This is a genomic window from Leucobacter sp. CX169 (genome assembly GCF_017161405.1).
GTDB lineage: Bacteria > Actinomycetota > Actinomycetes > Actinomycetales > Microbacteriaceae > Cx-87.
Genome location: NZ_CP071051.1, coordinates 2,900,386 through 2,922,109 on the forward strand (window position 1 = coordinate 2,900,386; position 21,724 = coordinate 2,922,109).

Here is a 21,724-nt window from a genome sequence, read left to right on the forward strand (position 1 = left end):
GATGTCGACGACTCAGACACCCGATACCCCGACCCACAGCTATGACCTTGAGATCGGCGGCATGACCTGCGCGTCATGTGCGCTGCGCATCGAGAAAAAGCTCAACAAGCTCGACGGCGTCGAGGCCTCCGTCAACTATGCAACGGAGAAGGCGAAAATTGTCGCTCCGGAGGGGTTCGATCCGAAATTGCTCATCGCGGAAGTCGAGAAGACCGGCTATTCGGCCGCCCTGCCCCAGCCGAAGGCGTCCGCAGGAGGCGACGCGGTCGCTACCGATGAGGGCGAGGCTCCAGACACCGAGCTGATCGCACTGCGCCAGCGCCTGATCGGGTCAATCGTGCTGTCGGTACCCGTCATCTTGATGGCGATGATCCCTGCGCTGCAGTTCGACTACTGGCAGTGGGCCTCACTCACTCTTGCGGCACCCGTCATCGTCTGGGCCGCATGGCCGTTCCACCGTGCCGCCTGGACGAATCTCAAGCACGGCACCGCGACGATGGACACACTGGTGTCCGTCGGCACGGGCGCCGCGTTCCTGTGGTCGCTCTACGCACTCTTCCTCGGCACTGCGGGCGAACCCGGCATGACACACGCATTCGAGCTCTCGATCAGCCCCACGGACGGGGCCGGCAACATCTACCTCGAGGTCGCCGCCGGCGTCACCATGTTCATCCTCGCCGGCCGCTACTTCGAAAAGCGCTCCAAGCGTCAGGCCGGGGCGGCACTGCGCGCCCTCCTCGAGCTCGGCGCGAAAGATGTCGCGGTGATGCAAGACGGCGGCGAGGTGCGGATCCCGATCGAGCAGCTTGCCGTGGGCGACGAGTTCATCGTCCGACCCGGGGAGAAGATCGCGACGGACGGCGTCATCGTCTCGGGCATGTCAGCGATTGACGCCTCTATGCTCACCGGCGAGTCGGTTCCCGTCGAGGCTGGACCGGGCGACGCCGTCACCGGCGCCACCGTCAACGCGAGCGGCCGCATCGTGGTGCGCGCCACCCGCGTCGGCACCGACACGCAGCTCGCCCAGATGGCACAGCTGGTCGAGGACGCGCAATCAGGCAAGGCCGACGTGCAGCGCCTCGCCGACCGAGTGTCAGGAATCTTTGTCCCGATCGCGATCGCCATCGCCGTTGTCACCCTCGGCGCCTGGCTCGGCGCCGGGTTCCCCGTCGCCTCGGCATTCACGGCGGCAGTCGCAGTTCTCATCATCGCGTGCCCCTGCGCCCTCGGCCTCGCGACCCCGACCGCCCTCTTGGTCGGCACCGGTCGCGGCGCGCAGCTCGGCATCCTCATCAAGGGGCCCGAGGTCCTGGAATCGACCCGCAAGGTCGACACCATCGTGCTCGACAAGACCGGCACCGTCACGACTGGCAAGATGACGCTGATCGACGCGATCCCCGCCGTGGGAACGTCGCGCGAGGACCTGCTGCGCCTGGCAGGCGCGATCGAGGACGCCTCGGAGCACCCGATCGCGCAGGCCATCGCCAAGGGCGCCACCGAGGCGCTCGACATCGTCCTCCCCGCCATCGAAGACTTCCGCAACGTCGAGGGCAAGGGGGTCACGGGCATCGTGGACGGACACGCCGTCCTCGTCGGACGCCAATCGCTGCTCGACGACTGGTCGGTTGCGGCCGATCCCGAGCTGCAGGCAGCGAAGGACGCCGCCGAGCAGCAGGGCCGCACCGCCGTACTCGTGGCGTGGGACGGCGAGATCCGGGGCCTCATCACTGTCGCCGACCGGGTGAAGCCGACGAGCGCCGAGGCGATCCGCCAGTTCCACGCACTCGGCCTCACGCCGATCCTGCTCACCGGCGACAATGAGACGGTGGCTCGCCAGATCGCCGCAGAGGTGGGCATCGAGCGCGTCGTTGCCGAGGTGCTGCCGAGTGACAAGGCAGACGTTATTCGGAAGCTGCAGGCAGAAGGTCGCGTCGTCGCGATGGTGGGCGACGGCGTGAACGATGCCGCAGCTCTCGCCCAGGCCGATCTTGGCCTTGCGATGGGTACGGGCACGGACGCCGCCATCGAGGCGTCCGACATCACCCTGGTGCGCGGCGATCTCCGCAGCGCGGCCGACTCGATCCGGCTCTCTCGCCGCACCCTCGGAACCATCAAGGGAAACCTGTTCTGGGCCTTCGCCTACAACGTTGCCGCGATTCCGCTGGCGGCACTTGGCCTGCTCAACCCCATGCTCGCCGGCGCGGCGATGGCGTTCTCGAGCGTCTTCGTTGTCGGTAACAGCCTCCGCTTGCGCTCCTTCAAGAGCCACGCGGTGGATTCGCAGTCGTCGAAGACGACAGTCCACGTCGGCGCATAGCCGCATCGACACCCACGAAAGGAATCACCATGTGCGAGGCACACAACCACGCGTCCACCACCGAGGCCGAGGTCTCAGACACCGCCGAATGTCCCGTGATGCGCGGGAACTTCGTGAACAAGGAGGAAGCGGTCGCGCAGAATCTCTTCCGCGACTACCAGGGTGAGCGCTACTACCTGTGCTGCGCCGCCTGCGGCCCGCTCTTTGATGCAGACCCCGAGAAGTACCTGGCCAAGGCGTAAGTATCGGCAAAAAATGAGGTCGGCCCCGGAGTGTGCGCTCCGGGGCCGACCTCATTTCCGCATGCCTGCGCGTGAGGTCTATTCTGCGTGAGCCGCGAGCGCCGCGAACGGGATGGTGACCCAACTCTTGCGCAGCGTCTCATGGACCTCCCACGAACCGGTCCAGCCCTCGGGCGTCACGAACAGCGACCCAGGGCCGACCTCGAAGGTCGTGCCGTCGGGCTCGGTGATCGTCGCCCGGCCCATCACGATCTGGCACATCTCGTGGTAACGCGGCCGCGTGCTGGCGAACGTTCCGGGAGTGACCTCCCAGACGCCCGACCGGATTCCCTCGGGCGACTCCCACACGGTCCGCGACGATTCGGTCTGCCCGGCAATCTCGGCGGTCGCCTTTGCCGTGTGCTCGCCAGCCTCGCAGGTCGTCACATCGTTGATCACAATCGCCTTGGTCATACGCTCTGTCTCCTTTGAATTCGCACGGCACCGTCGCCGAGCGTGGCGGAACTCCGCCCGATTCAATGATCCCAACACGATTGAAGGATTGTCAACAATTTACAATCCTGTTATCGTGGGCACATGACCTCCAAAAATTCCGTGGGCACTCCGCCGGATCGCAATGACGCGCACTCCCACGACGAGCACAGCCACGAGCACGACCACAGTCACGGCACCGAGTTCAGCGACGGCCACCCCGCCCGCCCCGAGGCGCAAGACGGCGGCGGTCACGGCCACGACCACAACCACGGCCTGGACGGCCACGCGACGTCAGGCGGCAAGCACCGCAAGAAGCTGGTGATCGTCCTCAGCATCACCGCAACGATCTTCATCGTGCAACTCATCGGCGCGTACATCTCGGGATCGCTTGCGCTGCTCGCCGACGCGGGTCACATGCTCACCGACGCGACCGGCGTACTCATCGCCCTGATCGCGACATTTGTTGCCGCGCTACCCGCGACCTCGAAGCGCACCTTCGGCCTGATGCGCATCGAGGTCCTCTCCGCGATGATCAACGGCATCGTCCTCAGCGTCATCTGCGTCGTGATCGTCTACAGCGCGATCCAGCGCATCGGAAGCGACGTTGAGATCGAGACGGGCCCAATGCTCATCGCCGCCATTGTCGGCGCGGTCGCGAACGTCATCTCTCTCTTGATCCTGCAGTCGGGCCAAAAGGAGAGTATCAATATCCGCGGCGCCTACCTGGAGGTTCTGGGCGACCTCATCGGTTCGGGTGCGGTCATTGTGGCCGGATTCATCATCATGTTCACCGGGTGGAACTGGGTTGACCAGGTGGCCGCCTTCGCGATCGCGCTCCTCATCGCCCCCCGCGCCTACAGCCTCCTCAAGGATGTCGTCCACATCCTGATGGAAAGCACACCGAAGGACGTTGACCTCGACCAGACCCGCGAGCACCTGCTCTCGGTGCCCGGCGTGCAAGAGGTGCATGACCTGCACGCTTGGACGATTACCTCCGGCGTCAACGCCCTCTCGGCGCACGTCGTGATTGACGAGCAGGATCTCGACTCTCGCGGCTACCACAAAATTCTCGACGAGCTCCACACCTGCATCAGCGAGCATTTCGACACCAGCCACTGCACGCTGCAACTCGAACCGGTTCCACACGCCGAACACGAGCACAGCCTGCACCCGTAGGCCCAAATACTCCCGTCACTTCGTAGGTCTTGCACAGCATCCACCACAGTGGCGGGAATATTGTCTACAATGCGACAATAATCACTGTGGTGGAATGGCACCATCCTCACTGAAGCTTCTCGGAGGCACCCATGAATGGCGTAAACGCACTGTCCGCGATCACGAGTCGGCCCACGGCCGTGGTGATTGCCGATCAGCTTCGCGAGAGCATCATTGAGGGCGCCTTCGCGCCGGGCGATCAGATCAACGAAGCCCAGGTCGCGAGCCAGCTGAATGTCTCGCGCGGTCCGGTCCGTGAGGCCCTGCACCGTCTCGTCCAAGAGGGACTGCTGCTCGCGCGCCCCAATCGCGGCGTCTTCGTCCAAGAACTCAGCGTGCGAGATGTTGCCGAGGTGTACGAGGCGCGCGAAGTCATCGAGTGCGCCGCCGCCGAGATCATCACAAAACTCGAGCCTGAGCGGCGAAACGCGCTTGCCGACAGCCTCGAGTCCGTCATCGATCGAATGTCCGTCGCACTCGCGAAAGACGACTGGGCCGGTCTTGGACGCATCGACCTGGAATTCCACACCGAGCTCGTCGCTGACTCAGGAAACACGCGCCTAGTGCGCGCCTATGCCACCCTGGCCACCGAAGCGCTCATCTGCCTGAGGCATTTTCCTGGAGCGTACCCGAAGCCCGATCGCGTGGTCGCTGGGCACCGCGAGATCTCTGACCTCTTGCGCAGCGGCGATATGACCGAGCTGCACCTCGTGCTCCACCGTCACCTGTCACTCAACGACTACCCGCTGCACACGCACGATGCCGACGGTTCACTGCGCCACGGCCGTGACGAGGCCCACGAAGCGGCGCGCGTGTAACGGGCGCAGCGCCCACTTTCTCCGCTAGTTCAATTGCCCCTGGGCCGCGACACGCCATCGCCCGTGGAAGGTGCCGGAGCTGTCAGTGATGATGAGCTCTTCGACCGCGTTGACCACCGGGCAGACGTGATGCGGCACTACCGCGATCCGGTCTCCGACAGTCGGGCGCTCGCCCCCGATGGGCAGCTCGAGAAATCCGTGATATTCGTTGAGCTTCGCCAGCACACCATCGAAGCTGGGGACCTGACCGAAGCCGCGCTCGGGGCTACCCTCGCGGGCGAGCGCTTTCGTTCCGGCGTCGATGATGACGTGCCGGTGACCCTGATCGCTGACCACCGTACTCGCGACAAAGAGGCCGATCTGGCCGGTCTCGCAGTCTCCCAACCGCGCGTTGTCGTAGTCATTGAAGACGTACTCCCCCGGGCGAATCTCTGTGATCACCGGGTCAGTGCTGTACGCCGCGGTCGGCGTCGATGCGGCGCTGACGACGTGCGCTTCAAGACCTACATTCGCGAACGATGCGACCGCACGGCGCAACGCGTCGGCCTGATCGGCGGCAGCGGCTTCACGGGCCCCCAGCCTGCCCCCGTGGCCCGGGTACGTGAACACGCCGAGCGGCTCAAGGCCGCGCGACTGCGCGTGCGCCGCGAGGGCCCCCGCGGCTTCCGGGGGTACGCCCGAGCGCCCTGCACCGCAGTCCACCTCGATCACGACGCCGAGCAGGCCAACGAGTTCACCCATTGCGGCCGCGAGCTGATCGATGGCGGCGATACTCTCTGCCCCTACGCTCAGCTGCGTCTCCTGCGCCAGCCGTTGCAGGCGCTCAGCCTTGGCGCCGCCCGCCCACAGGGGGTAGGCCAGAAAAATGTCCGCGCAGCCGTCTTCGGCGAAGATCTCTGCCTCGCTCAGGTTTCCGGCAGTTAAACCGATGGCGCCAGCCTCGAGCTGCATTCGTCCGATCTCGAGGCACTTGTGCGTCTTCACGTGCGGGCGCAGGTCCTTGCCGTGAGCATCGGCAAACTCTTGCATGCGCGCAATGTTGTCGTCGACCACGTCGATCAACACGATCGGCGCCGGAGTGCTGATCTGATCACCCAGCCGCTCAATCACCTGAGGGAATTGCTGCATGCGCGTCCTCCAACTCTGCGCAGTCGATATCGCGACGGCGCGCGGGGCCGCGTGTGCTCCCCCGGCCCCGGCCTCACCCCATACTTCGCCCGGTGGGCTCAGCCCAGTCGACTGATGATGACGTTCTTTGGTTCGCTCATCTCACGGACCGCGCTCGCGACGCCCTCACGACCGACGCCGGACCGCTTCGAGCCGCCAAACGGCATCGAGTCGATACGGAAGTCGCTCGTCTCGTTGATGAGCACACTGCCTACGTGCAGGCGCTCCACCGCGTACATCGCTGTGGCCATCGACGCGGTGTAGATGCCGGCCTGCAGGCCGAAATCGGTGTCGTTCACCCGGTCAAGCGTGCGATCAAAGTCGTCAAAGGGCAGGATCGACACGATAGGTCCGAATATCTCGTCGTGGAGCACGCGCGCGCGTTCGGGAACATCGACCAGCACGGTGGGGGTAAAGAAGGCCCCGCGACGCTCGCCACCAATGGCGACGCGCGCGCCGTCGGCGATCGACTCGGCCACCCAGTCCGCCATGCGCTGCGCCTCGCGTTCAGAGATCAGTGGCCCGACGTCGGTCGCGGTATCTTTCTTCGAGCCGACAACGAGCTTCGCGGTACCCGCAAGCACCTGTGCGACGAGTTCGTCGTAGCGGCTGCGGTGCACGAAGACGCGCTGCACGGACAGGCAATTCTGCCCGGCGACTCCGAAGGCGCCGTCGACGATTCCGGCGGCGGCGGCCGACACGTCGCCGTCCTCACAGACGACGACGGCATTGTTGCCGCCCAACTCCATCAGCATTTTTCGTGCACCGGCAATACGCGCGAGCGCGTCGCCGGTGACCGGTCCCCCGGTGAACGAGACGGCCGCCACGCGCGGGTCGCTCACCAGCGCCGTGCCCGCCTCCCGCCCTGTAACGAGGACCGCCATCCGCTTTGCCGGCATGCCGGCCCGCAGCAGAATATCAACGAGCGCCAATGCCGACAGTGGCGTCGTCTGCGCCGGCTTAAGCACGATCGCGTTGCCGGCGATCAGGCCGGGACCGATCTTGTGCGCGACCAGGTTCATCGGGTCGTTGAACGGGGTGATTGCGGCGATGACACCAAGCGGCACACGACGGTTCCACCCAATCTTTCCCGCACCCCGGGGCGTATCGGCAAGAGGCAGGGTTTCGCCCTCCAACAAGTGCGCCGAGGCCGCCGAGAGTCGCAGCGTCTCAGCGGTGCGAGCCGCCTCTCGCGTCGCTTCGGTGATCGTTTTACTGCTCTCTGCTGAGATGATCCGCGCGAGCCGATCTGCTTCGTCGCGGACGATGGCCGCCGCACGCTCGAGTGTCTCTCGTCGCTCCCACAGTTCCCACGGGTCCTCCCGCAGACTCCGCTCCACTCCAGCTACGGCGCGGTCCATGTCGTGCACGTCGCCGACGTACACGTGAGCGATGAGGCTGTCGTCCTCAGGGTCGGTCACCGCGAGCGAAAGCTCGCTGGTGATCCACTTCCCGTCGATATATGCACCACCGGGGATACGACGCTCTTCCAAGCCGGGCTCAAACCCGACCTGGGGCATCTCGACGGTTTCACACATACAGGTACTCATCGCTCACGTTCTCCTTCGTCGGTTCTCGGCTACTAGCTCAGCTTGTCTTGCAGGGCGTAATAGGCCCCGCCAACCGGAAGGTGCAAAGCCGGATTTCCGAAGTAGCCGGGAATCCAGGGGTTCTTCAAGTCGCCCCAGACGTTCGCCGACGGGTTGCCCGTAATCACCTCGGTCATAACCTTGCCCATGTAGGTCGCCATCTGCACGCCATGACCCGAGTAGTTGAGCGAGTAGTACAGGCCCTTGTGCTGGCCGGCGTGCACCATCTGGTCCATCGAAATGTCAACCAGCCCGCCCCACATGTAGTCAATGCGTGCGTTCTTCGTCTGAGGGAAGATGTAGTGCATCGCCTTCTTCAAGATCTCGCCGCTCTCGCGATCCTGCGAGGGATCAGACAGTGCAAAGCGTGCGCGACCACCAAAAAGCAGGCGGTTGTCCGGCGTAATCCGGAAGTAGTAGATGAAGTTCTTGCTATCCGACGCCATGCGACGGTTCGGCATCAGCTCATCAACGAGCTCCTGGGGCAGCGGCTCAGTCACCACGATGAAGCTTCCCACCGGGATCACCCGTCGCTGCTGCCAGCCGAAGGGCTTGCCGGTGTACCCGCTCGTGCCGAGCACGACGCTGCCCGCGCGGATGTTCCCGCGAGTGGTCTTGAGGTCGTGCACGGTGCCACTGCCGATGCGGGTGAGGTCATACACCTCCGCCTTCTCGTGAATGGTCGCGCCTTCTTCGAGGGCGAGACGTCCGAGCTCGTGGCCGAACTTGCCGACGTGCATGCCGGCGCCCAGGGGGTCGACCATGGCGCCGTGATACACGTCAGAGCCGATCTCAGAGTGAATATTCGCCTTGTCGACAAGCTTCACCGGCTGCCCCACGAGCCGCTTGAGGGCCTCGGCGGTCTGCTTCATCCCCTCGAAGTGGGACTCTTTCCAGGCCAGGTTCATCTTGCCGGTGCGCGCGTAGTCAACCTGCAAGTCGTTGTCCTTGACGAGGTTCTCGATGAGGTCGATCGCGTCGTTGTACTCGGTGAAGTACTTGACCGCTCGTTCCTCGCCGTAGCGCTTGATCGCGTTGCGGAAGCCGATCGCGAGACCGGTGGTCGCCATGCCGCCGTTGCGACCTGATGCACCCCAGTTGACCGTGTTTGCTTCGAGGACAGCGACCGACTTGCCGGCGCGTGCCGCGTGGTAGGCCGTCGACAGTCCGGTAAACCCGGCGCCGACAACGGCGACATCGACCTCCTTGGGAATATCGGTCTGGGTGTAGTCACCGCTCGGCGTCGAAGTATCGAGCCAGTAGGAGTGCATCTTCACGTTCGGGTGCTCCGTCTTCTTCATGTGTGTTGCGTAATCTGGTGGCCGAGGCCGGGGGCCGGGCGGAAGCGCGGTGGCTTCCGACCGGCCGAGGTGCGTGTACTACTTCACTCGCGTGGTGTACTCGGTGATGAGGCGACGCTCAAGCGGGTCACGTACGAGGTCGGTGAATGTTCCGGCCTCGCCCTGCACGACGCGCTCGTGCACGAGCGGCACGACGGCATCGAGCTGCAGGATCGCGGCTTCCGCGTCCATCGTCGCCTGCTGACGCTCTTCGCCCGCGGGGATCTGCAGGCTCGCCTTGATGAGGGCATCGACGTCAGCGTTGCAGAGCTGGGCGACGTTGTATCCGCCGTCGCAGGTGAAATCCTGCGCGAGGAACGAGAGCGGATCGCCCGTGTCAAGCATCGTGCCGCGTGAGTAGATCACAGCGTCAAAGCCCGGGTTTAGCATTTCTTCTTCCATGTTGACGTACTCGCGAACGTCCTGCGTCACGACGAAGCCTGCATCTTCGAGCTGCTTTTCGAGCTGCACCGCAATCTCGGGGTTCTCCGCACGATCCGTGTAGGTGGCGAGGGTGATTGCAATGCCGTCGACCTTGGCCGGGGCTACGCCCGATTCGACGTCACCGCGCATCGGCTCTGCCCACGGGATCGCCGGGCCGAGCAGGCCGGTGGACGGGTCCGCCTGGCCCTCGTACACCGTCTCCACGATGGCCTGCGGGTCAATCGCTGCACGAGCTGCTGCCCGCACGGCCGGGTCGGCGAAGGGGCCGGTCGTGTTGTTCATGGTCATGATGGTCGAGCGCGGCATGAAGACCTCATTCACCATCTCGGGGTCAAGGAGGGTGACCTGCGAGACCGGAATGGTCTCGGCAACGTCCGCGGTGCCCGCGCGAAGGGCGCCGGCGCGTGCCGCACCATCGGGGACGAACGAAACGTCAATGCCCGAAGCGAGGGCGACATCGCCCCAGTAGTCCTCGTAGCGGTCGAGGGTCGCGGTCGTCGTGCCCTGCACGTCCACGAGCTCGAAGGGGCCGGTGCCGGTGCCAACGGGGGTCACCGTGCCGTCTTCGAGGTACGCGGCGTCAGAGAAGACCGAGAGCTGTGGGCTGGCGAAGCGGTTGGTGAGCAGCGGGTCAGGCACGTCGGTCGTGACCGTGAGCTCGTAGTCGCCGGTGGCCTCGGTCGTGACCGATATGCCCTTGAGGGCACGCGGCGGGGTCGTCGAGGACGCCGCCTGGTCAAAGGTGTTCTTCGCTGCTGCCGCATCGAATGGGGTTCCGTCGTGGAAGGTGACGTCGTCACGCAGCGTGAAGATCCAGGTCAGCTCATCGACCTGCTCCCATTCGGTGGCGAGCAACGGTTCGATCTCGAGGTTTTCATTTAGCCGAACGAGGGTCTCGCCGGTGCTCCAGCGCGAGAGCTTTGCGACGTCGTCACTGAAGGGGTTCAGGGCCGCCGTGGGTGGCTGCATCATGACGAGCTCGATGCGGTCATTGCCTCCCCCTTCGCCGCCTGCGGCGTTGCTGCCGCCGGCGCATCCGGTCATGACGAGGGTGATGCTTGCGGCGATGGCGATCGTCGTCGCAACTTTGGGACCAAACGTTGTGCGCATGCGTGGGACCTTTCTTGAAGAACTGATGTCTGCTGGATTCCCCGGTGGGGATCAGCGCACTACTTGATGCCGAGCGCCTCGTTGACCTCGTCGAGCGAGGTCACTCGCTGCGCGCCATATTCGGGAATGTCGATGTCGTACCCACGGTCCAGGTAGACCTTGTTGTGGAAGCCCAGCAGTTCCATGGGGACGTGGTCATACAGGTGGTGTGAGGAAATGTGGAGGAAGTCTTCGGGCTGCGCGTCCAGTTCTGCGAGCATGTGTTCGAATGCCTGGAAACGAGGCTTGTAGGCCCCGGTCTGCTCGGCAGTGATGACTGCGTGGAAGGGTGCGCCGAGGCGGGGGATGAAGGCGTTCAGGTGGCGGTCATCGGCGTTCGAGAGACCCACCAGCGGGAAGTGATCCGCCATCTTGGCGAGGGGCTCGAGTACGTCCGGGTGTGCGCCCCAGCTCAGCACGTCCTGCTGCACGGTGGCCACTTGCTCGTCAGTGATCTCCAGGCCAAAGCGCGCGGCGGTCCGGCGAAATGAGCGCTCCAGAATCTGATCGTACGGACGATATTCCATGATCTCGTCGTAGCGGTCGAGGCTGAACTTACTGAAGAACGCCTCCAGCTGCTCGCCGTCCAGGCGGTCAGCAATCATGGGCTCAACCGTCTTGCGCATCTCGAAGTAGATGAGCGTGCCGATGATGTCGAACGAGATGTACTTGGGGCGAGGAATTTCCAGGGACACTGAGATGCCTTTCGTGGGGGTGCTAGCGAGAGTGTTTGGGAGTCGGTGCCGGCTCGACCTGAATCGGCGCCGTAGCGAGGACCGGAAGCGTGCTGCCCCCGGGGGTGAAGCCATTGCCCGCCGCGTCGATGCCCGCACCAAACTTGTTGCGGCCTCTGCGGAAGTCGAAACTCAGGCTCGAGAGGGAAACGGCGAAGATCGAAAGGAGCATGAGCGCGCCGGCCGGCACCAACACCACGAGGGGCGCTCGCTCGACGTAGGGCATGCCCTCGGCGAGCACCAGGCCCCAGTCGGACTGCGGCGGCTGCGGGCCCAGGCCCAAAAAGCCGAGGGCGGCCAACGCGAGCGCGATTCCAGGAAGGCGCAGACACGCGTGACGAAACACTGGGCCGATGACGCTCGGAAGTACGTAGCGGAGCATCATCCGCGTCTTTCCGACTCCGAGCACCGGCGCGATCTTGACGTGCGGTTGGGCTTTCACCTCTGACACGAGTGCGGCAGTGTGGGCCGCCAGCGGTGCCCAACTGACGGCGGCGACTGCAATGGCCGCGCCGAAGGACGACGGACCGAGCACCGCGGCAACGATCAGGCCAGCGATGATGGGCGGCGCCGCGTTCGTGATCTCGATCGGTCCGGCGCCAGCGTTGGGGAACATGCCTACGATGAGTCCCAGCACGAGACAGATGCCTGCGACGAGAACCCCAACACCCATGGTGGAGAGTGCGCCGTGCGAGATGCGGGCGAGAACATCGCGTCCACTGGCATCAGCGCCCAGCGGAAGCTCCCAACTCGGCGGCTGTAGACGGGTGTAATCGAGCGCGTAGGGGTCGCGAGGCAGGCCGGCGACCACGATGACGATGAGCAGCACGAGCATGACCGCGGGCAACACGAGCGCCCACTTCGAACTCGGGGTCTTGGGCACAGCCGCGGGCAGCGAGTTCGAGCGCAGTGCGGGGCCGAGCAGCACGCGCCGGAGCAGCGTAGCGCCGAGGCCCAGTAGCACGGCGAGCAGCATGAGGAGGATCACACCGGCTTGCAGCATCGGCAGGTCCTGCGACTGCACGGCCGCCAGGGTTGCCCGGCCTATGCCTGGAATTGCATATACCTGCTCGATCACCACGGCACCAGCCGTAATGCCGACGAGGATCAGTGACATAGGCGCGGTCACGGCGGGGAGCGTGCGACGAATAACGGCGAAGATGATGCGCGTCTTCGAGAAGCCCGCTACCTGCCAGGTGGCCACCCAGCGTTCGCTGAAGGTGTTCGCGAGGGCGTCGGAGAGCAGGCGTCCGAGGAAGCCGCCGGTGGGCAATCCCATGGACAGTGCCGGCAGGACGACGTAGCTGATGCCGCGCCACCCAAATGGAGGGAACCAACCGAGCCAGACGGCGAAGACGACCAGCAGCACGGAGGCGAGCAGGAACTCGGGCAGGGCGGTGAACGCGGCGGCAATTCCGCCTCCCGTCCGGTCGGACCGCCCGGCGAGGCCGCGCACGAAGGTCGGAATCGTCAGCAGTGCTCCGAGCACCACGGCGACCACCAGTGAGGCGAGCATGAGGGTCAGCGAGACGCCGAGCGCCGAGATCATCTCTGGCATGACGGGCTGGCGAGTTGTCCACGAGACGCCGAAGTCTCCCTGCACGGCGTTTCCGAACCAGGAGAAGAAGGCCCCCACTGGGCCACCGTTCAGCCCGAGTTCGAGGCGAATGGCCTCGAGCGCTTCGGGATCAATCGCGCCCTCTGAGTAGCGCGAGCGGTACACGGACGCGGCGATGTCGCGGCCGGAGAGAAGCGGCAGAATGCCCAGCATGAAGATCACCGCGAAGATGGTGATAATGCGCGACAGGGTCGAAATAATGGCCGCACGCGACGAGCCTGAGAGCGCGTTTCGACGTTGGGCGTTGCGCAGCGCGGGAACAGCCTGCGTAGATACCGACATCTGCTTTCCTTCCTCAAAGTATGTGCTGGGGTGGGCACCTGGACCGCTGGGTCGGGTACCGGGCTCGGTCGCCCTAGCTAGGCGGGAATCTCCAGGCCCTCCGGAACCATGTGGAGGTTCGGGATGGCATCGAGCAGTTCCCGCGTACGCGGGTGACGCGGACTGGTGAGGAGCTGCTTCGTGGGCCGGTCTTCGACCACATCGCCGCCGTGCATCACGATGGTGCGCTCACAGAGGCTTGCCACCATCGAGAGGTCGTGGGACACCACGACAATTCCAGTGCCACGCTCTTGTGAGACCTGACGCATCAGGCTGACGATCGATTCGCGCATCGGAAGATCTAGGCCGCTGACCGGCTCGTCGGCCAGCAAGAAGTCGGGCCGCGTGGCGATGGCACGGGCGATCGCGAGGCGCTGGGCCTGGCCTCCCGAGAGCTCGTTCGCTCGGCGGTTCAAGAAACGCTCGTCAAGGTTGACCGCGTGTAGCGCTTCACTCACCATCTCGTCGTGATTGCCCTGCACGCCGAGGCGCACCAGCGGCTCCTTGACGAGGCCCTGCACCGTCATGAGCGGATCGAGCGTGCTGGCCGGATCCTGGGGCACATACTGCACCTTGCGGCGGTACCACTTCAGCTGCTTCACCTCGGCGGGGTAGACCTCTTTGCCGGTGCAGACGATCGCGCCGGTGTCCGTTGATTCGAGAGCGAGCATGATGCGCAGCAGTGTCGTCTTGCCCGACCCCGAGACGCCGACGATGCCGACCCGCTCGCCGGCGCCGATGACCAAGCTGGTCAGGTTGAGGGCCGGCTTCATCTCGCGCGAAGCAAAGGGGCGCTTTCGGGGCATCGCGTACTCGCGGCTCACATTGGCGATATCGAAGAAGATTCTGCGCTCGGGCGCCGGGGCCTCGTGCTGCTCACGAAGTGCCGCGAGTTCATCGCGGAACTTCTCGATGTAGGGCTCGACGGTCGCGGAACGGGCCGCGCGGATGAGTTCGCGAGTGTAGGGGTTCCTGGGGGCGGCGAAAATCGAGTGGACGTTCCCGCGCTCGACGACATCACCGTCTTTCATGACAACCGCGTCGCTGCACAGTTCGGATGCGACGGCAAAGTCGTGCGTGATGAAGAGCAGCGCCGGGGTGTTCTGCCCCGCGGTGTACTTCTTCAGGACCTCCAACACGCGCTTCTGGGTGACGACGTCAAGCGCGGTCGTCGGTTCGTCGGCCACCATCAGTCGGGTGTTGCACGCGAGGGCAAGTGCGATACAGACGCGCTGCCGCTGGCCGCCCGAGAGCTCGGCCGGGAACCGGTCAATGATGTTCTCTGGGTCGGGCAGACCCACCGATTCTGCGAGCTCTACGGCAAGCTCCAACGCATCGACACGAGACAGCTCCCGGTGGCGCCGCAACGGCTCAACCAGCTGCTCGCGCATACGCACCAGCGGGTTCAGGGCGACGGCGGAGTCTTGAAACACCATCGCTACGCGTGCATCGTTCGCGCGCTTCGAGGCGGGGACACCGAGCACCTCGATGCCGTTGACCTTGATGCTGCCCGAGGTCACGGCGTTGCGCGGCAACTGGCCGAGTACTGCGCTCGCGGTCAGAGACTTACCGGAACCGGACTCCCCGAGGAGGCAGACACGCTGACCCTGGCCCACGTGGAACGTGGTGCCATTCACAATGGCACGACCCCCAATGGAGATCTTGAGGTCGGTCACTTCGAGACTGTGCATTGGTGCTCCAGCATTCCGGGTGAGTCACGGCGGCGTTGCACGTGATAAATTTGAGGATAGGCAAAGCTCATGCAGATTGTCAACAATCTACCGTTCTCGTTTCCGGAATGAGACACTTCCCACGGCACGCCCTGGTGCGGATTGTTACCAATAGACAATTTGCGCCCCACTTGCGACCTCCCGGCCCCAGTAACAAGACGGCAGGCTTCTGCGCGACCACCTCGGCCACCCACTACTTGCGTTCTTACGCAAATACTTGAATACTGTTCGCATGCTCTCCGCCCTCCGCAACCGCGTCTACCGCCGACTCCTCTCGGCCCACATCGTTGCCTTGCTCGGCACCGGCCTCGCAACGATCGCCATCGGCTTTCTCGCGGTGGACCTAGCGGGCGATCGGGCCGCCGCAGTGCTCGGCACCATCCTCGGCATCAAGATGGTCACCTACCTCGTGCTCGCCCCGCTAGCCCCAGCCATCGCGCGGCGCGTCGGGGCACGGCGGCTCATGATCACCACTGACATCGCGCGGGCGGCGGTCGCCTTTGCCCTGCCGTTCGTTGACGGCATCACCGCCGCCTACTTATTGATCTTCATCCTGCAGGCCGCCTCGGCGCTGTTCACTCCGACGTACCAGGCCGCGCTGCCGGCGGTGCTCACGAAGGAGAAGGAGTACACGGGCGCCCTGGCCCTCTCGCGACTCGCCTACGACCTTGAGGCGCTCGTTTCGCCCAGCCTGGCCGGGCTGCTCCTGCTTGTCACGCACTCGTCAATGCTGTTTCTCGGCACCGGAATCGGCTTTATTGCCTCGGCGACACTCATCCTCTCCGTTGCGCTTCCCCGCGTCTCGGCCCTCGGTTCGGGGCAAGCGCGCGGTTCGGTCACCCGCGGCATCAAGCTCATGCTCTTCACCCCGGCGCTCCGCGCGACGCTCATGCTGCAGCTCTCTATCGCCGCGGTCGGCCCCGTCGTCCTGGTACTCACGATTCCCCTGGCGCGCGAGGTGCTCGGGGCGAGCGAATCCCAGGCCGCGGGCATCCTCGCGCCGTTCGGCCTCGGGTCCATCGTCGCCGCGGTCATCATGCCGACGCTGCTGCCCCGGATCGGGCTGCGCCGATTCATGATGGGCGGCTGCGTCGTGCTCATCGCCCCTATCGCGCTGCTGTGGCCGCTGCTGGGCGCCCAGCTTCCCCAGTCCCAGACCATGGTCCTCGTTGGCGCGCTCTGGTTTGTGGCCGGCTTCGGCTACTCGGCCACGCTCACGCCGATGGGCCGGGTGGTGCGCGAGAACACACGTGACGAGGATCTACCCGAGGTCTTCGCTGGCCAGTTCTCGCTTTCCCACGGCTGGTGGATCATCACGTACCCGCTCGCCGGATGGGGCGCGAGCACGCTCGGGTACGGGCCGACCGCCCTTGGGCTCGTCGCGATTGCCCTCCTCAGCCTCGTCGCAGCACAGACCATGTGGCAGCGTCCAGCCTCGCATGGGGCACAATTGACGAACGACCAAGAGGAGGCGCGCCATGGGTAAGCCCAGTGCCAACGCACCCCTGCACCGCGCGAACGACGAAGAGCTCGATTGGGCCGCCCAGATCTCTCAGTTACTCGCCGACCGCACTCGGCTCGGCATCCTCGAGCTCCTGCTCGTCGAGGGCGAACACTCCGTCGGTGAAATCGGCCACCGCCTCGAGCGCCCCATCCCCGCGGTCTCGCAGCATCTCGCGAAGCTCAAGACTGGCGGGCTCGTGCTGCCGCGGCGCGACGGGACCTCCATCCGGTACCGGATCGGCGGAGATCACGTCGCGCTCCTGGTCGAGAACTTGTTGCAGCACTCGGAGCACGTGCTCCATGCCACGCCGCCCCACCACCGCGAGCCCGCGGAAGCCGCTCCCGCCTAGTCCAGCAGCAGCGCCGGCTCCTCAAGCACCGAAGCGACGTCCGCCACGAAGCGGGAGATGACGTCGCCGTCGACCACGCGGTGGTCGAACGAGCCACCCACCGTCGTCACCATGCGCGGGCGCACTTCGCCGTCGACCACCCAGGGCTTCAGCTTGATCGTGCCCATCGCCATAATGGCAACCTCACCGGGGTTCAGGATCGGAGTGCCGAAGTCCATTCCGAACACGCCAATGTTCGTGATGGTGATCGTACCCTCGGCCATCTCGGCCGGCTGGGTGCGACCGTCGCGGGCCGTGATGGTGAGCTGCTCGATCGCCTGGGCGAGCTCCAGCAGACTGAGCTCCTGCGCGTCCTTAATGTTCGGCACGATCAGCCCGCGCGGCGTCGCCGCGGCGATGCCGAGGTTCACGAAGTTGTGGCGAATGATCTCGGTCTCAGTAAAGGTGGAGTTCACCGCCGGGTTGCGGCGGATCGCCCACAGCATCGCCTTTGCGAAGATCAGCAGGGGCGAGACCTTGACCCCCGCGAAGTCGGTCGAAGCCTTGAGCCGCTTGACGAACTCCATCGTGCGGGTCGCGTCGACGTCGGTGAAGACCCCGACGTGCGGCGCCTCATTCGAGCTTGCCACCATCGCCTTCGCGATCTGCTTGCGCATGCCCTTCAGCGGGATGCGTTCCTCGCGCTGCGCCGACGGTTCGGGCGTCACAATGTTGCGGAAGACGCTCGCCTGCCCGGCCTGGCGCACTACGTCGTCGCGCAGGATCTCCCCGGCGATGCCCGACCCGGCGATCCGGGTGAGGTCGACGCCGAGGTCTTTCGCGAGCTTGCGGATTGGCGGCTTCGCGATCACCGGGTACGCGTCGGCGACCGGAATCACCGAGTGCGAGGGTGCCGATGTAGCGGCACCGTCCAGCAGCGGTTCGCCGCCCCGGCGGCGGCGGCTCTTCGCCGCGCCGCTGACGCCGTAGCCGACGAGCACCGCGCCCGGCTTCTCGTCGACCTCATGGGTCACACTGGCGGTCGCATCGACCACTGCATCGTGGGTGGCCGCCCCACTCGGGGTCGCGGCGGGCTCCGGCGCGGATCCTGCCGCAGCTTTCGCGCTCACGCGCAGGATCGGGTCGCCCACCGGCACCGTGACGCCCTCGGCGACCATCAGCTCGGTCACCGTGCCGGCGAACGGCGAGGGCAACTCGACGAGCGACTTGGCCGTCTCGATCTCGCACACGACCTGGTTCAACGTGATTTCATCACCGGGGGCAACGAGCCAGGTCACCAGCTCGGCCTCCGTGAGCCCCTCGCCAACGTCGGGGAGGCTGAACACCATCTCGGTCATGAGTGGCTCCTTCGAATTGTGGTTCACGGTTAGTAGTGCATCGTACGGTCGACCGCTTCGAGCACGCGGTCGGCGTCTGGCAGGTACATCGTCTCGACCGCGGCGGGCGGGAACGGGGTGTCGTACCCCGAGACGCGCAGCACGGGGGCGTGCAGCGAGTAGAACGCGCGCTCGGCGACGGTCGCGGCGATCTCGCTGCCGACGCTCGCGGTGCCCGGGGCCTCCTGCGCGACAACCAGTCGGCCGGTCTTCCGCACCGAGGTAAGCAGCGGCTCATAGTCGATGGGGGAGATGCTGCGCAGATCGACGACCTCGACGCTCGTGCCCTCCGCCTGCGCGACCTCAGCGGCCTGCAGCAGCGTCGTGACCATCGCCCCGAAGCCGACCACGGTGACGTCGGTGCCGACGCGCGCGACGCGGGTGCGGTGCAGCTCGGCGGGCGGTTGACTGAGGTCGACCTGGCCCTTCTGCCAGTACTTCGCCTTGGGCTCGAAGAACAGCACGGGGTCGCGCGACTCGATCGCCTGCTGGATCATCCAGTAGGCGTCGTTCGCGGTCGACGGGCTGACGACGCGGAGGCCGGGAGTGTGCGCGAAGTACGCCTCGGGGCTCTCCTGGTGGTGCTCGATCGCGCCGATGTGCCCGCCGTAAGGCACCCGGATCACAACCGGGAAGTCCACCCGGCCGTCGTGGCGGCTGCGAATCTTCGCGAGCTGCGACGTGATCTGGTTGAAGGCCGGGAAGATAAAGCCGTCGAACTGGATCTCGCAGACGGCCGTGTAGCCGCGCATCGCGAGCCCGATCGCGCTGCCCACGATGCCGGACTCGGCGAGGGGCGTATCGAGCACGCGCGCCGAGCCAAACTCGGCCTGCAGGCCATCGGTGACGCGGAAGACGCCGCCGAGCGGCCCGATGTCCTCGCCCATCATGAGCACGCGGTCGTTCTTTTGCATCGCGGCGCGCAGGCCCGCCGTGATCGCCTTGGCGATCGGCATCGTTTGCAGGCCCGCGGGGGCCTGGGTGTTCAGTTCAGTCATGCGTCTGCCTCCGTAAACGAGGACTCGTAGCGCTCGAGCCACTCGCGCTGCTCGTCAATGCGCGGGTGCGGCTCGGCATAGACATGGGCGAACATCGAGTCCGCGTCAGGCTTCGGAAGATTCAGGATCTCGTCGCGGGACTGCTTCGCCTCGGCCTCGGCCCAAGCGTCGGTCTCGGTGAAGAACTCCTCGGGAACGCCCTGTGCGCGCAGGTAGGCTCCGAAGCGGGTGATGGGGTCGCGCCGCTCCCACGCCTCGCGTTCCGCGGTCTCGCGGTAGCGCGTGGGATCGTCGCTCGTGGTGTGCGCGCCGATCCGGTAGGTCAGCGCCTCGATGAAGGCGGGCCCGCCGCCGGTTCGCGCCTGATCGAGGAAGTGTCGGCCCACCGCGTACGCGGCGAGCGGGTCGTTGCCGTCGATCTGCACGGCGGGCATGCCGAACCCGATGGCGCGGCGGTACAGCGGGGTGCGCGACTGGCGCTCGACGGGAACGGAGATCGCCCACTGGTTGTTCTGCACGACGAAGACCTCTGGCGTCTGATAGCTCGTCGCGAAAATCATCGCCTCGTTGGGGTCGCCCTGGCTCGAGGTGCCGTCGCCGTAAAAGACCATCGTGGCCTCGCCGGTCGCGGTGCCGGGCTCGCCGGCGTCCATCGAGGTGACCCCCGCGCGGCGCTTCGCGTCGAGCAGCTGCCCGAGCGCGTTGCCGGTCGCGTGCTGCGTCTGCGCGCCGAGCACGAGCGTGTAGAGGTGGAAGTTCCCGTTCTTCGGGTCCGTCACGTCCCAGCCGCCGTGCGTGAGCCCGCGGAACTGCGCGGCAATATCGACGAGGCGAACGCCGCGGATGCGCGCAATGGCGTGCTCGCGGTACGCGGGGAAGATGTGATCCTGCGGTTCGGTGGCCCGGCCAAGCCCGACCTGGCAGCCCTCCTGGCCCACGCTCGGCACCCACAGGCCCAGCTGCCCCTGGCGTTGCAGGTGCGTGCACTCGGTATCGAACGCGCGCGTGACCACCATGTCGCGGTACCACTCGCGCAGCTCCGCCTCGGTGACGTCCGCGAGCTGTGCGGCGAAATCCGCCGCCGACGCTGACGGGGCGTAATTCCCGTCGTCATCCAGGAACCGGATCGGCTCCGGGTCAATCCACTCGGTCAGCTTCACGCTTCCCCTCCCGTCCCGCGAGCAACAAACGCCGCGGTAATTCTCAACACTTCAGCGACGCTGTCGGCCTCGCCGACCGAGATGCGCACCCCGTGGCCCGGGAACGGGCGCACGAGGGTGCCCTCGGCGACGAACGCGTCGGCAAGCGCGACGGCGTCGTCGCCCAGCTCGATCCACACAAAGTTCGCCTGCGCGTCGGGGACGTCGTAGCCCTGCTCGCGGAGGCCCCCGACGAGCGCGGTGCGGCGTTCGACCAGGTCGCCGATCTGACGCTCAAGCGTCGCGAGCGAGTCGGGCGCCAGCGTCGCGAGCGCCGCGGCCTCAGCCTGCGCCGTGACGGCCAGCGGGATCGCCGTGGTGCGGGCGGCGTCGAGCACCCGGGGGTCGCCGACCGCGTAGCCGATGCGGAGGCCCGCGAGGCCGAAGGCCTTCGAGAACGTGCGCAGCACGACGAGGTTGGGGTGCAGCGCGAGCACGTCTTCACCGCGCACCGCCTGCGGGTCGGTGACGAACTCGCGGTATGCCTCGTCCAGAATCACGAGGGTGTCTGCGGGCACAAGGCCCATGAAGCGGTCAAACTCGTCGCGATTGATCGCGGGGCCCGTCGGGTTGTTGGGCGAGCACAGGATCACCGCGCGGGTGCGCTCGGTGCACGCCTCCGCCATGGCGTCGAGGTCATGCCGCGCGCCAGGGGCGAGCGGTACCTTCACGCACTCGGCTCCGGACGCCAGGCCGAGGAAGGGGTAGCCCTCGAAGCTCGGCCACGCGTGCACGAAGCTCTCGCCGGGTCCGACGACCGCCTGGATCAGCTGATACAGGATCGCCACCGAGCCGGGCGCGAGGTGCACCGCCTGCTGGGAGGCGGCGCGATCGAGGCCGAAGCGCTCGCCGATCGCAGCGCGGAGCTCGGGCATCGCAGCGCCCGCGTAGCGATTCATCCCGGTCTGGGCGACAAGCGCCGCCTCCACCGCCGGCAGCGGCGGGAACGGGTTCTCGTTGCTCGACAGCTTGAAGCCCGGGCGCGTCGGCGCAGCCCCCTGTCGGTAGGGGGGAACTGCCAGGATCTCGGAACGAATCCGGATGGGGGGCTCGGTCGTCGGGCTCACCTTGCCAGTGTACTGAGGCCGAATGTCCGAGCCGGGATACGCGCGCCACGCTCGCCGTCCCCCTCGCAAACTC

At 65.9% G+C, this 21,724-nt stretch carries 18 protein-coding genes; 6 read left to right on the top strand and 12 right to left on the bottom strand.

Annotation, left to right across the window (positions count from 1 at the left end; translation table 11 throughout):
- The first annotated feature begins 1 nt into the window (after nucleotide 1).
- Together JW030_RS13245 and JW030_RS13250 are read left to right on the top strand one after the other, a co-directional pair.
- Nucleotides 2–2,317, top strand: a complete 2,316-nt coding sequence (locus tag JW030_RS13245; protein WP_188045121.1) for a cation-translocating P-type ATPase — start codon at nucleotides 2–4, stop codon at nucleotides 2,315–2,317.
- 29 nt (nucleotides 2,318–2,346) lie between these two features.
- Nucleotides 2,347–2,559, top strand: coding sequence for a YHS domain-containing protein (locus tag JW030_RS13250; RefSeq protein ID WP_188045120.1), 213 nt, complete (start codon nucleotides 2,347–2,349; stop codon nucleotides 2,557–2,559).
- A gap of 78 nt (nucleotides 2,560–2,637) precedes the next feature.
- On the opposite strand, the gene JW030_RS13255 is transcribed toward JW030_RS13250, so the two are convergent.
- Nucleotides 2,638–3,012, bottom strand: coding sequence for a cupin domain-containing protein (locus JW030_RS13255; RefSeq protein ID WP_188045119.1), 375 nt, complete (start codon nucleotides 3,010–3,012; stop codon nucleotides 2,638–2,640).
- A gap of 123 nt (nucleotides 3,013–3,135) precedes the next feature.
- Between JW030_RS13255 and JW030_RS13260 the strand changes: the two genes are divergently transcribed.
- Nucleotides 3,136–4,209 carry a cation diffusion facilitator family transporter gene (locus tag JW030_RS13260; RefSeq protein WP_188045118.1) on the top strand — a complete coding sequence of 358 codons (1,074 nt, stop codon included), beginning with the start codon at nucleotides 3,136–3,138 and terminating at the stop codon, nucleotides 4,207–4,209.
- A 131-nt stretch (nucleotides 4,210–4,340) separates the two neighbouring features.
- Nucleotides 4,341–5,066 (top strand): GntR family transcriptional regulator, encoded by a 726-nt coding sequence (locus JW030_RS13265; RefSeq protein ID WP_188045117.1) that lies wholly within the window; start codon nucleotides 4,341–4,343, stop codon nucleotides 5,064–5,066.
- Nucleotides 5,067–5,090: 24 nt separating this feature from the next.
- Here JW030_RS13265 and JW030_RS13270 read toward each other — a convergent pair whose 3' ends face one another.
- From JW030_RS13270 to JW030_RS13300, 7 genes are all read right to left on the bottom strand, one after another.
- Nucleotides 5,091–6,194, bottom strand: coding sequence for an alanine racemase (locus tag JW030_RS13270; protein WP_188045116.1), 1,104 nt, complete (start codon nucleotides 6,192–6,194; stop codon nucleotides 5,091–5,093).
- Nucleotides 6,195–6,292: 98 nt separating this feature from the next.
- Entirely contained in the window at nucleotides 6,293–7,783 is a 1,491-nt protein-coding gene (locus JW030_RS13275; RefSeq protein WP_206348584.1) for an aldehyde dehydrogenase family protein, read from the bottom strand.
- A gap of 32 nt (nucleotides 7,784–7,815) precedes the next feature.
- Nucleotides 7,816–9,123 carry an FAD-binding oxidoreductase gene (locus JW030_RS13280; protein WP_223159865.1) on the bottom strand — a complete coding sequence of 436 codons (1,308 nt, stop codon included), beginning with the start codon at nucleotides 9,121–9,123 and terminating at the stop codon, nucleotides 7,816–7,818.
- Nucleotides 9,124–9,201: 78 nt separating this feature from the next.
- Complete coding sequence (locus JW030_RS13285; RefSeq protein WP_188045115.1) at nucleotides 9,202–10,716, bottom strand: ABC transporter substrate-binding protein; 1,515 nt, start codon at nucleotides 10,714–10,716, stop codon at nucleotides 9,202–9,204.
- Nucleotides 10,717–10,775: 59 nt separating this feature from the next.
- Nucleotides 10,776–11,450: an HAD-IA family hydrolase gene (locus tag JW030_RS13290; RefSeq protein ID WP_241095471.1), complete on the bottom strand. Its 675-nt coding sequence runs from the start codon at nucleotides 11,448–11,450 to the stop codon at nucleotides 10,776–10,778.
- 22 nt (nucleotides 11,451–11,472) lie between these two features.
- Entirely contained in the window at nucleotides 11,473–13,389 is a 1,917-nt protein-coding gene (locus JW030_RS13295) for an ABC transporter permease subunit (protein ID WP_188045113.1), read from the bottom strand.
- A gap of 77 nt (nucleotides 13,390–13,466) precedes the next feature.
- A complete protein-coding gene (locus JW030_RS13300; RefSeq protein ID WP_188045112.1) occupies nucleotides 13,467–15,119 on the bottom strand; it encodes an ABC transporter ATP-binding protein in 1,653 nt (550 codons plus the stop codon).
- Nucleotides 15,120–15,390: 271 nt separating this feature from the next.
- Between JW030_RS13300 and JW030_RS13305 the strand changes: the two genes are divergently transcribed.
- Complete coding sequence (locus JW030_RS13305; protein WP_188045111.1) at nucleotides 15,391–16,644, top strand: MFS transporter; 1,254 nt, start codon at nucleotides 15,391–15,393, stop codon at nucleotides 16,642–16,644.
- A complete protein-coding gene (locus tag JW030_RS13310; RefSeq protein ID WP_188045110.1) occupies nucleotides 16,637–17,011 on the top strand; it encodes a helix-turn-helix transcriptional regulator in 375 nt (124 codons plus the stop codon). Before JW030_RS13305 ends, JW030_RS13310 begins: the two co-directional genes overlap by 8 nt.
- Here the strand turns inward: JW030_RS13310 and JW030_RS13315 are convergent.
- The 4 genes from JW030_RS13315 to JW030_RS13330 are packed head-to-tail and all read right to left on the bottom strand — an operon-like array spanning nucleotide 17,008 to nucleotide 21,651.
- Nucleotides 17,008–18,348 carry a dihydrolipoamide acetyltransferase family protein gene (locus JW030_RS13315; protein ID WP_188045109.1) on the bottom strand — a complete coding sequence of 447 codons (1,341 nt, stop codon included), beginning with the start codon at nucleotides 18,346–18,348 and terminating at the stop codon, nucleotides 17,008–17,010. The genes JW030_RS13310 and JW030_RS13315 overlap by 4 nt on opposite strands.
- A 29-nt stretch (nucleotides 18,349–18,377) precedes the next feature.
- Nucleotides 18,378–19,385: an alpha-ketoacid dehydrogenase subunit beta gene (locus tag JW030_RS13320; RefSeq protein ID WP_241095472.1), complete on the bottom strand. Its 1,008-nt coding sequence runs from the start codon at nucleotides 19,383–19,385 to the stop codon at nucleotides 18,378–18,380.
- Nucleotides 19,382–20,539 (bottom strand): thiamine pyrophosphate-dependent enzyme, encoded by a 1,158-nt coding sequence (locus tag JW030_RS13325; RefSeq protein ID WP_188045250.1) that lies wholly within the window; start codon nucleotides 20,537–20,539, stop codon nucleotides 19,382–19,384. Before JW030_RS13325 ends, JW030_RS13320 begins: the two co-directional genes overlap by 4 nt.
- A 2-nt stretch (nucleotides 20,540–20,541) precedes the next feature.
- A complete protein-coding gene (locus JW030_RS13330) occupies nucleotides 20,542–21,651 on the bottom strand; it encodes a histidinol-phosphate transaminase (RefSeq protein WP_241095473.1) in 1,110 nt (369 codons plus the stop codon).
- Nucleotides 21,652–21,724: the final 73 nt, after the last annotated feature.

Bases quoted from the DNA above. Each gene is read 5' to 3' on its own strand.
- JW030_RS13315 (WP_188045109.1), bottom strand. From the start codon at position 18,348: ATGACCGAGATGGTGTTCAGCCTCCCCGACGTTGGCGAGGGGCTCACG.
- JW030_RS13250 (WP_188045120.1), top strand. From the start codon at position 2,347: ATGTGCGAGGCACACAACCACGCGTCCACCACCGAGGCCGAGGTCTCA.
- JW030_RS13275 (WP_206348584.1), bottom strand. From the start codon at position 7,783: ATGAGTACCTGTATGTGTGAAACCGTCGAGATGCCCCAGGTCGGGTTT.
- JW030_RS13295 (WP_188045113.1), bottom strand. From the start codon at position 13,389: ATGTCGGTATCTACGCAGGCTGTTCCCGCGCTGCGCAACGCCCAACGT.
- JW030_RS13305 (WP_188045111.1), top strand. From the start codon at position 15,391: ATGCTCTCCGCCCTCCGCAACCGCGTCTACCGCCGACTCCTCTCGGCC.
- JW030_RS13270 (WP_188045116.1), bottom strand. From the start codon at position 6,194: ATGCAGCAATTCCCTCAGGTGATTGAGCGGCTGGGTGATCAGATCAGC.
- JW030_RS13285 (WP_188045115.1), bottom strand. From the start codon at position 10,716: ATGCGCACAACGTTTGGTCCCAAAGTTGCGACGACGATCGCCATCGCC.
- JW030_RS13265 (WP_188045117.1), top strand. From the start codon at position 4,341: ATGAATGGCGTAAACGCACTGTCCGCGATCACGAGTCGGCCCACGGCC.
- JW030_RS13320 (WP_241095472.1), bottom strand. From the start codon at position 19,385: ATGACTGAACTGAACACCCAGGCCCCCGCGGGCCTGCAAACGATGCCG.
- JW030_RS13255 (WP_188045119.1), bottom strand. From the start codon at position 3,012: ATGACCAAGGCGATTGTGATCAACGATGTGACGACCTGCGAGGCTGGC.
- JW030_RS13280 (WP_223159865.1), bottom strand. From the start codon at position 9,123: ATGAAGAAGACGGAGCACCCGAACGTGAAGATGCACTCCTACTGGCTC.
- JW030_RS13260 (WP_188045118.1), top strand. From the start codon at position 3,136: ATGACCTCCAAAAATTCCGTGGGCACTCCGCCGGATCGCAATGACGCG.
- JW030_RS13310 (WP_188045110.1), top strand. From the start codon at position 16,637: ATGGGTAAGCCCAGTGCCAACGCACCCCTGCACCGCGCGAACGACGAA.
- JW030_RS13245 (WP_188045121.1), top strand. From the start codon at position 2: ATGTCGACGACTCAGACACCCGATACCCCGACCCACAGCTATGACCTT.
- JW030_RS13300 (WP_188045112.1), bottom strand. From the start codon at position 15,119: ATGCACAGTCTCGAAGTGACCGACCTCAAGATCTCCATTGGGGGTCGT.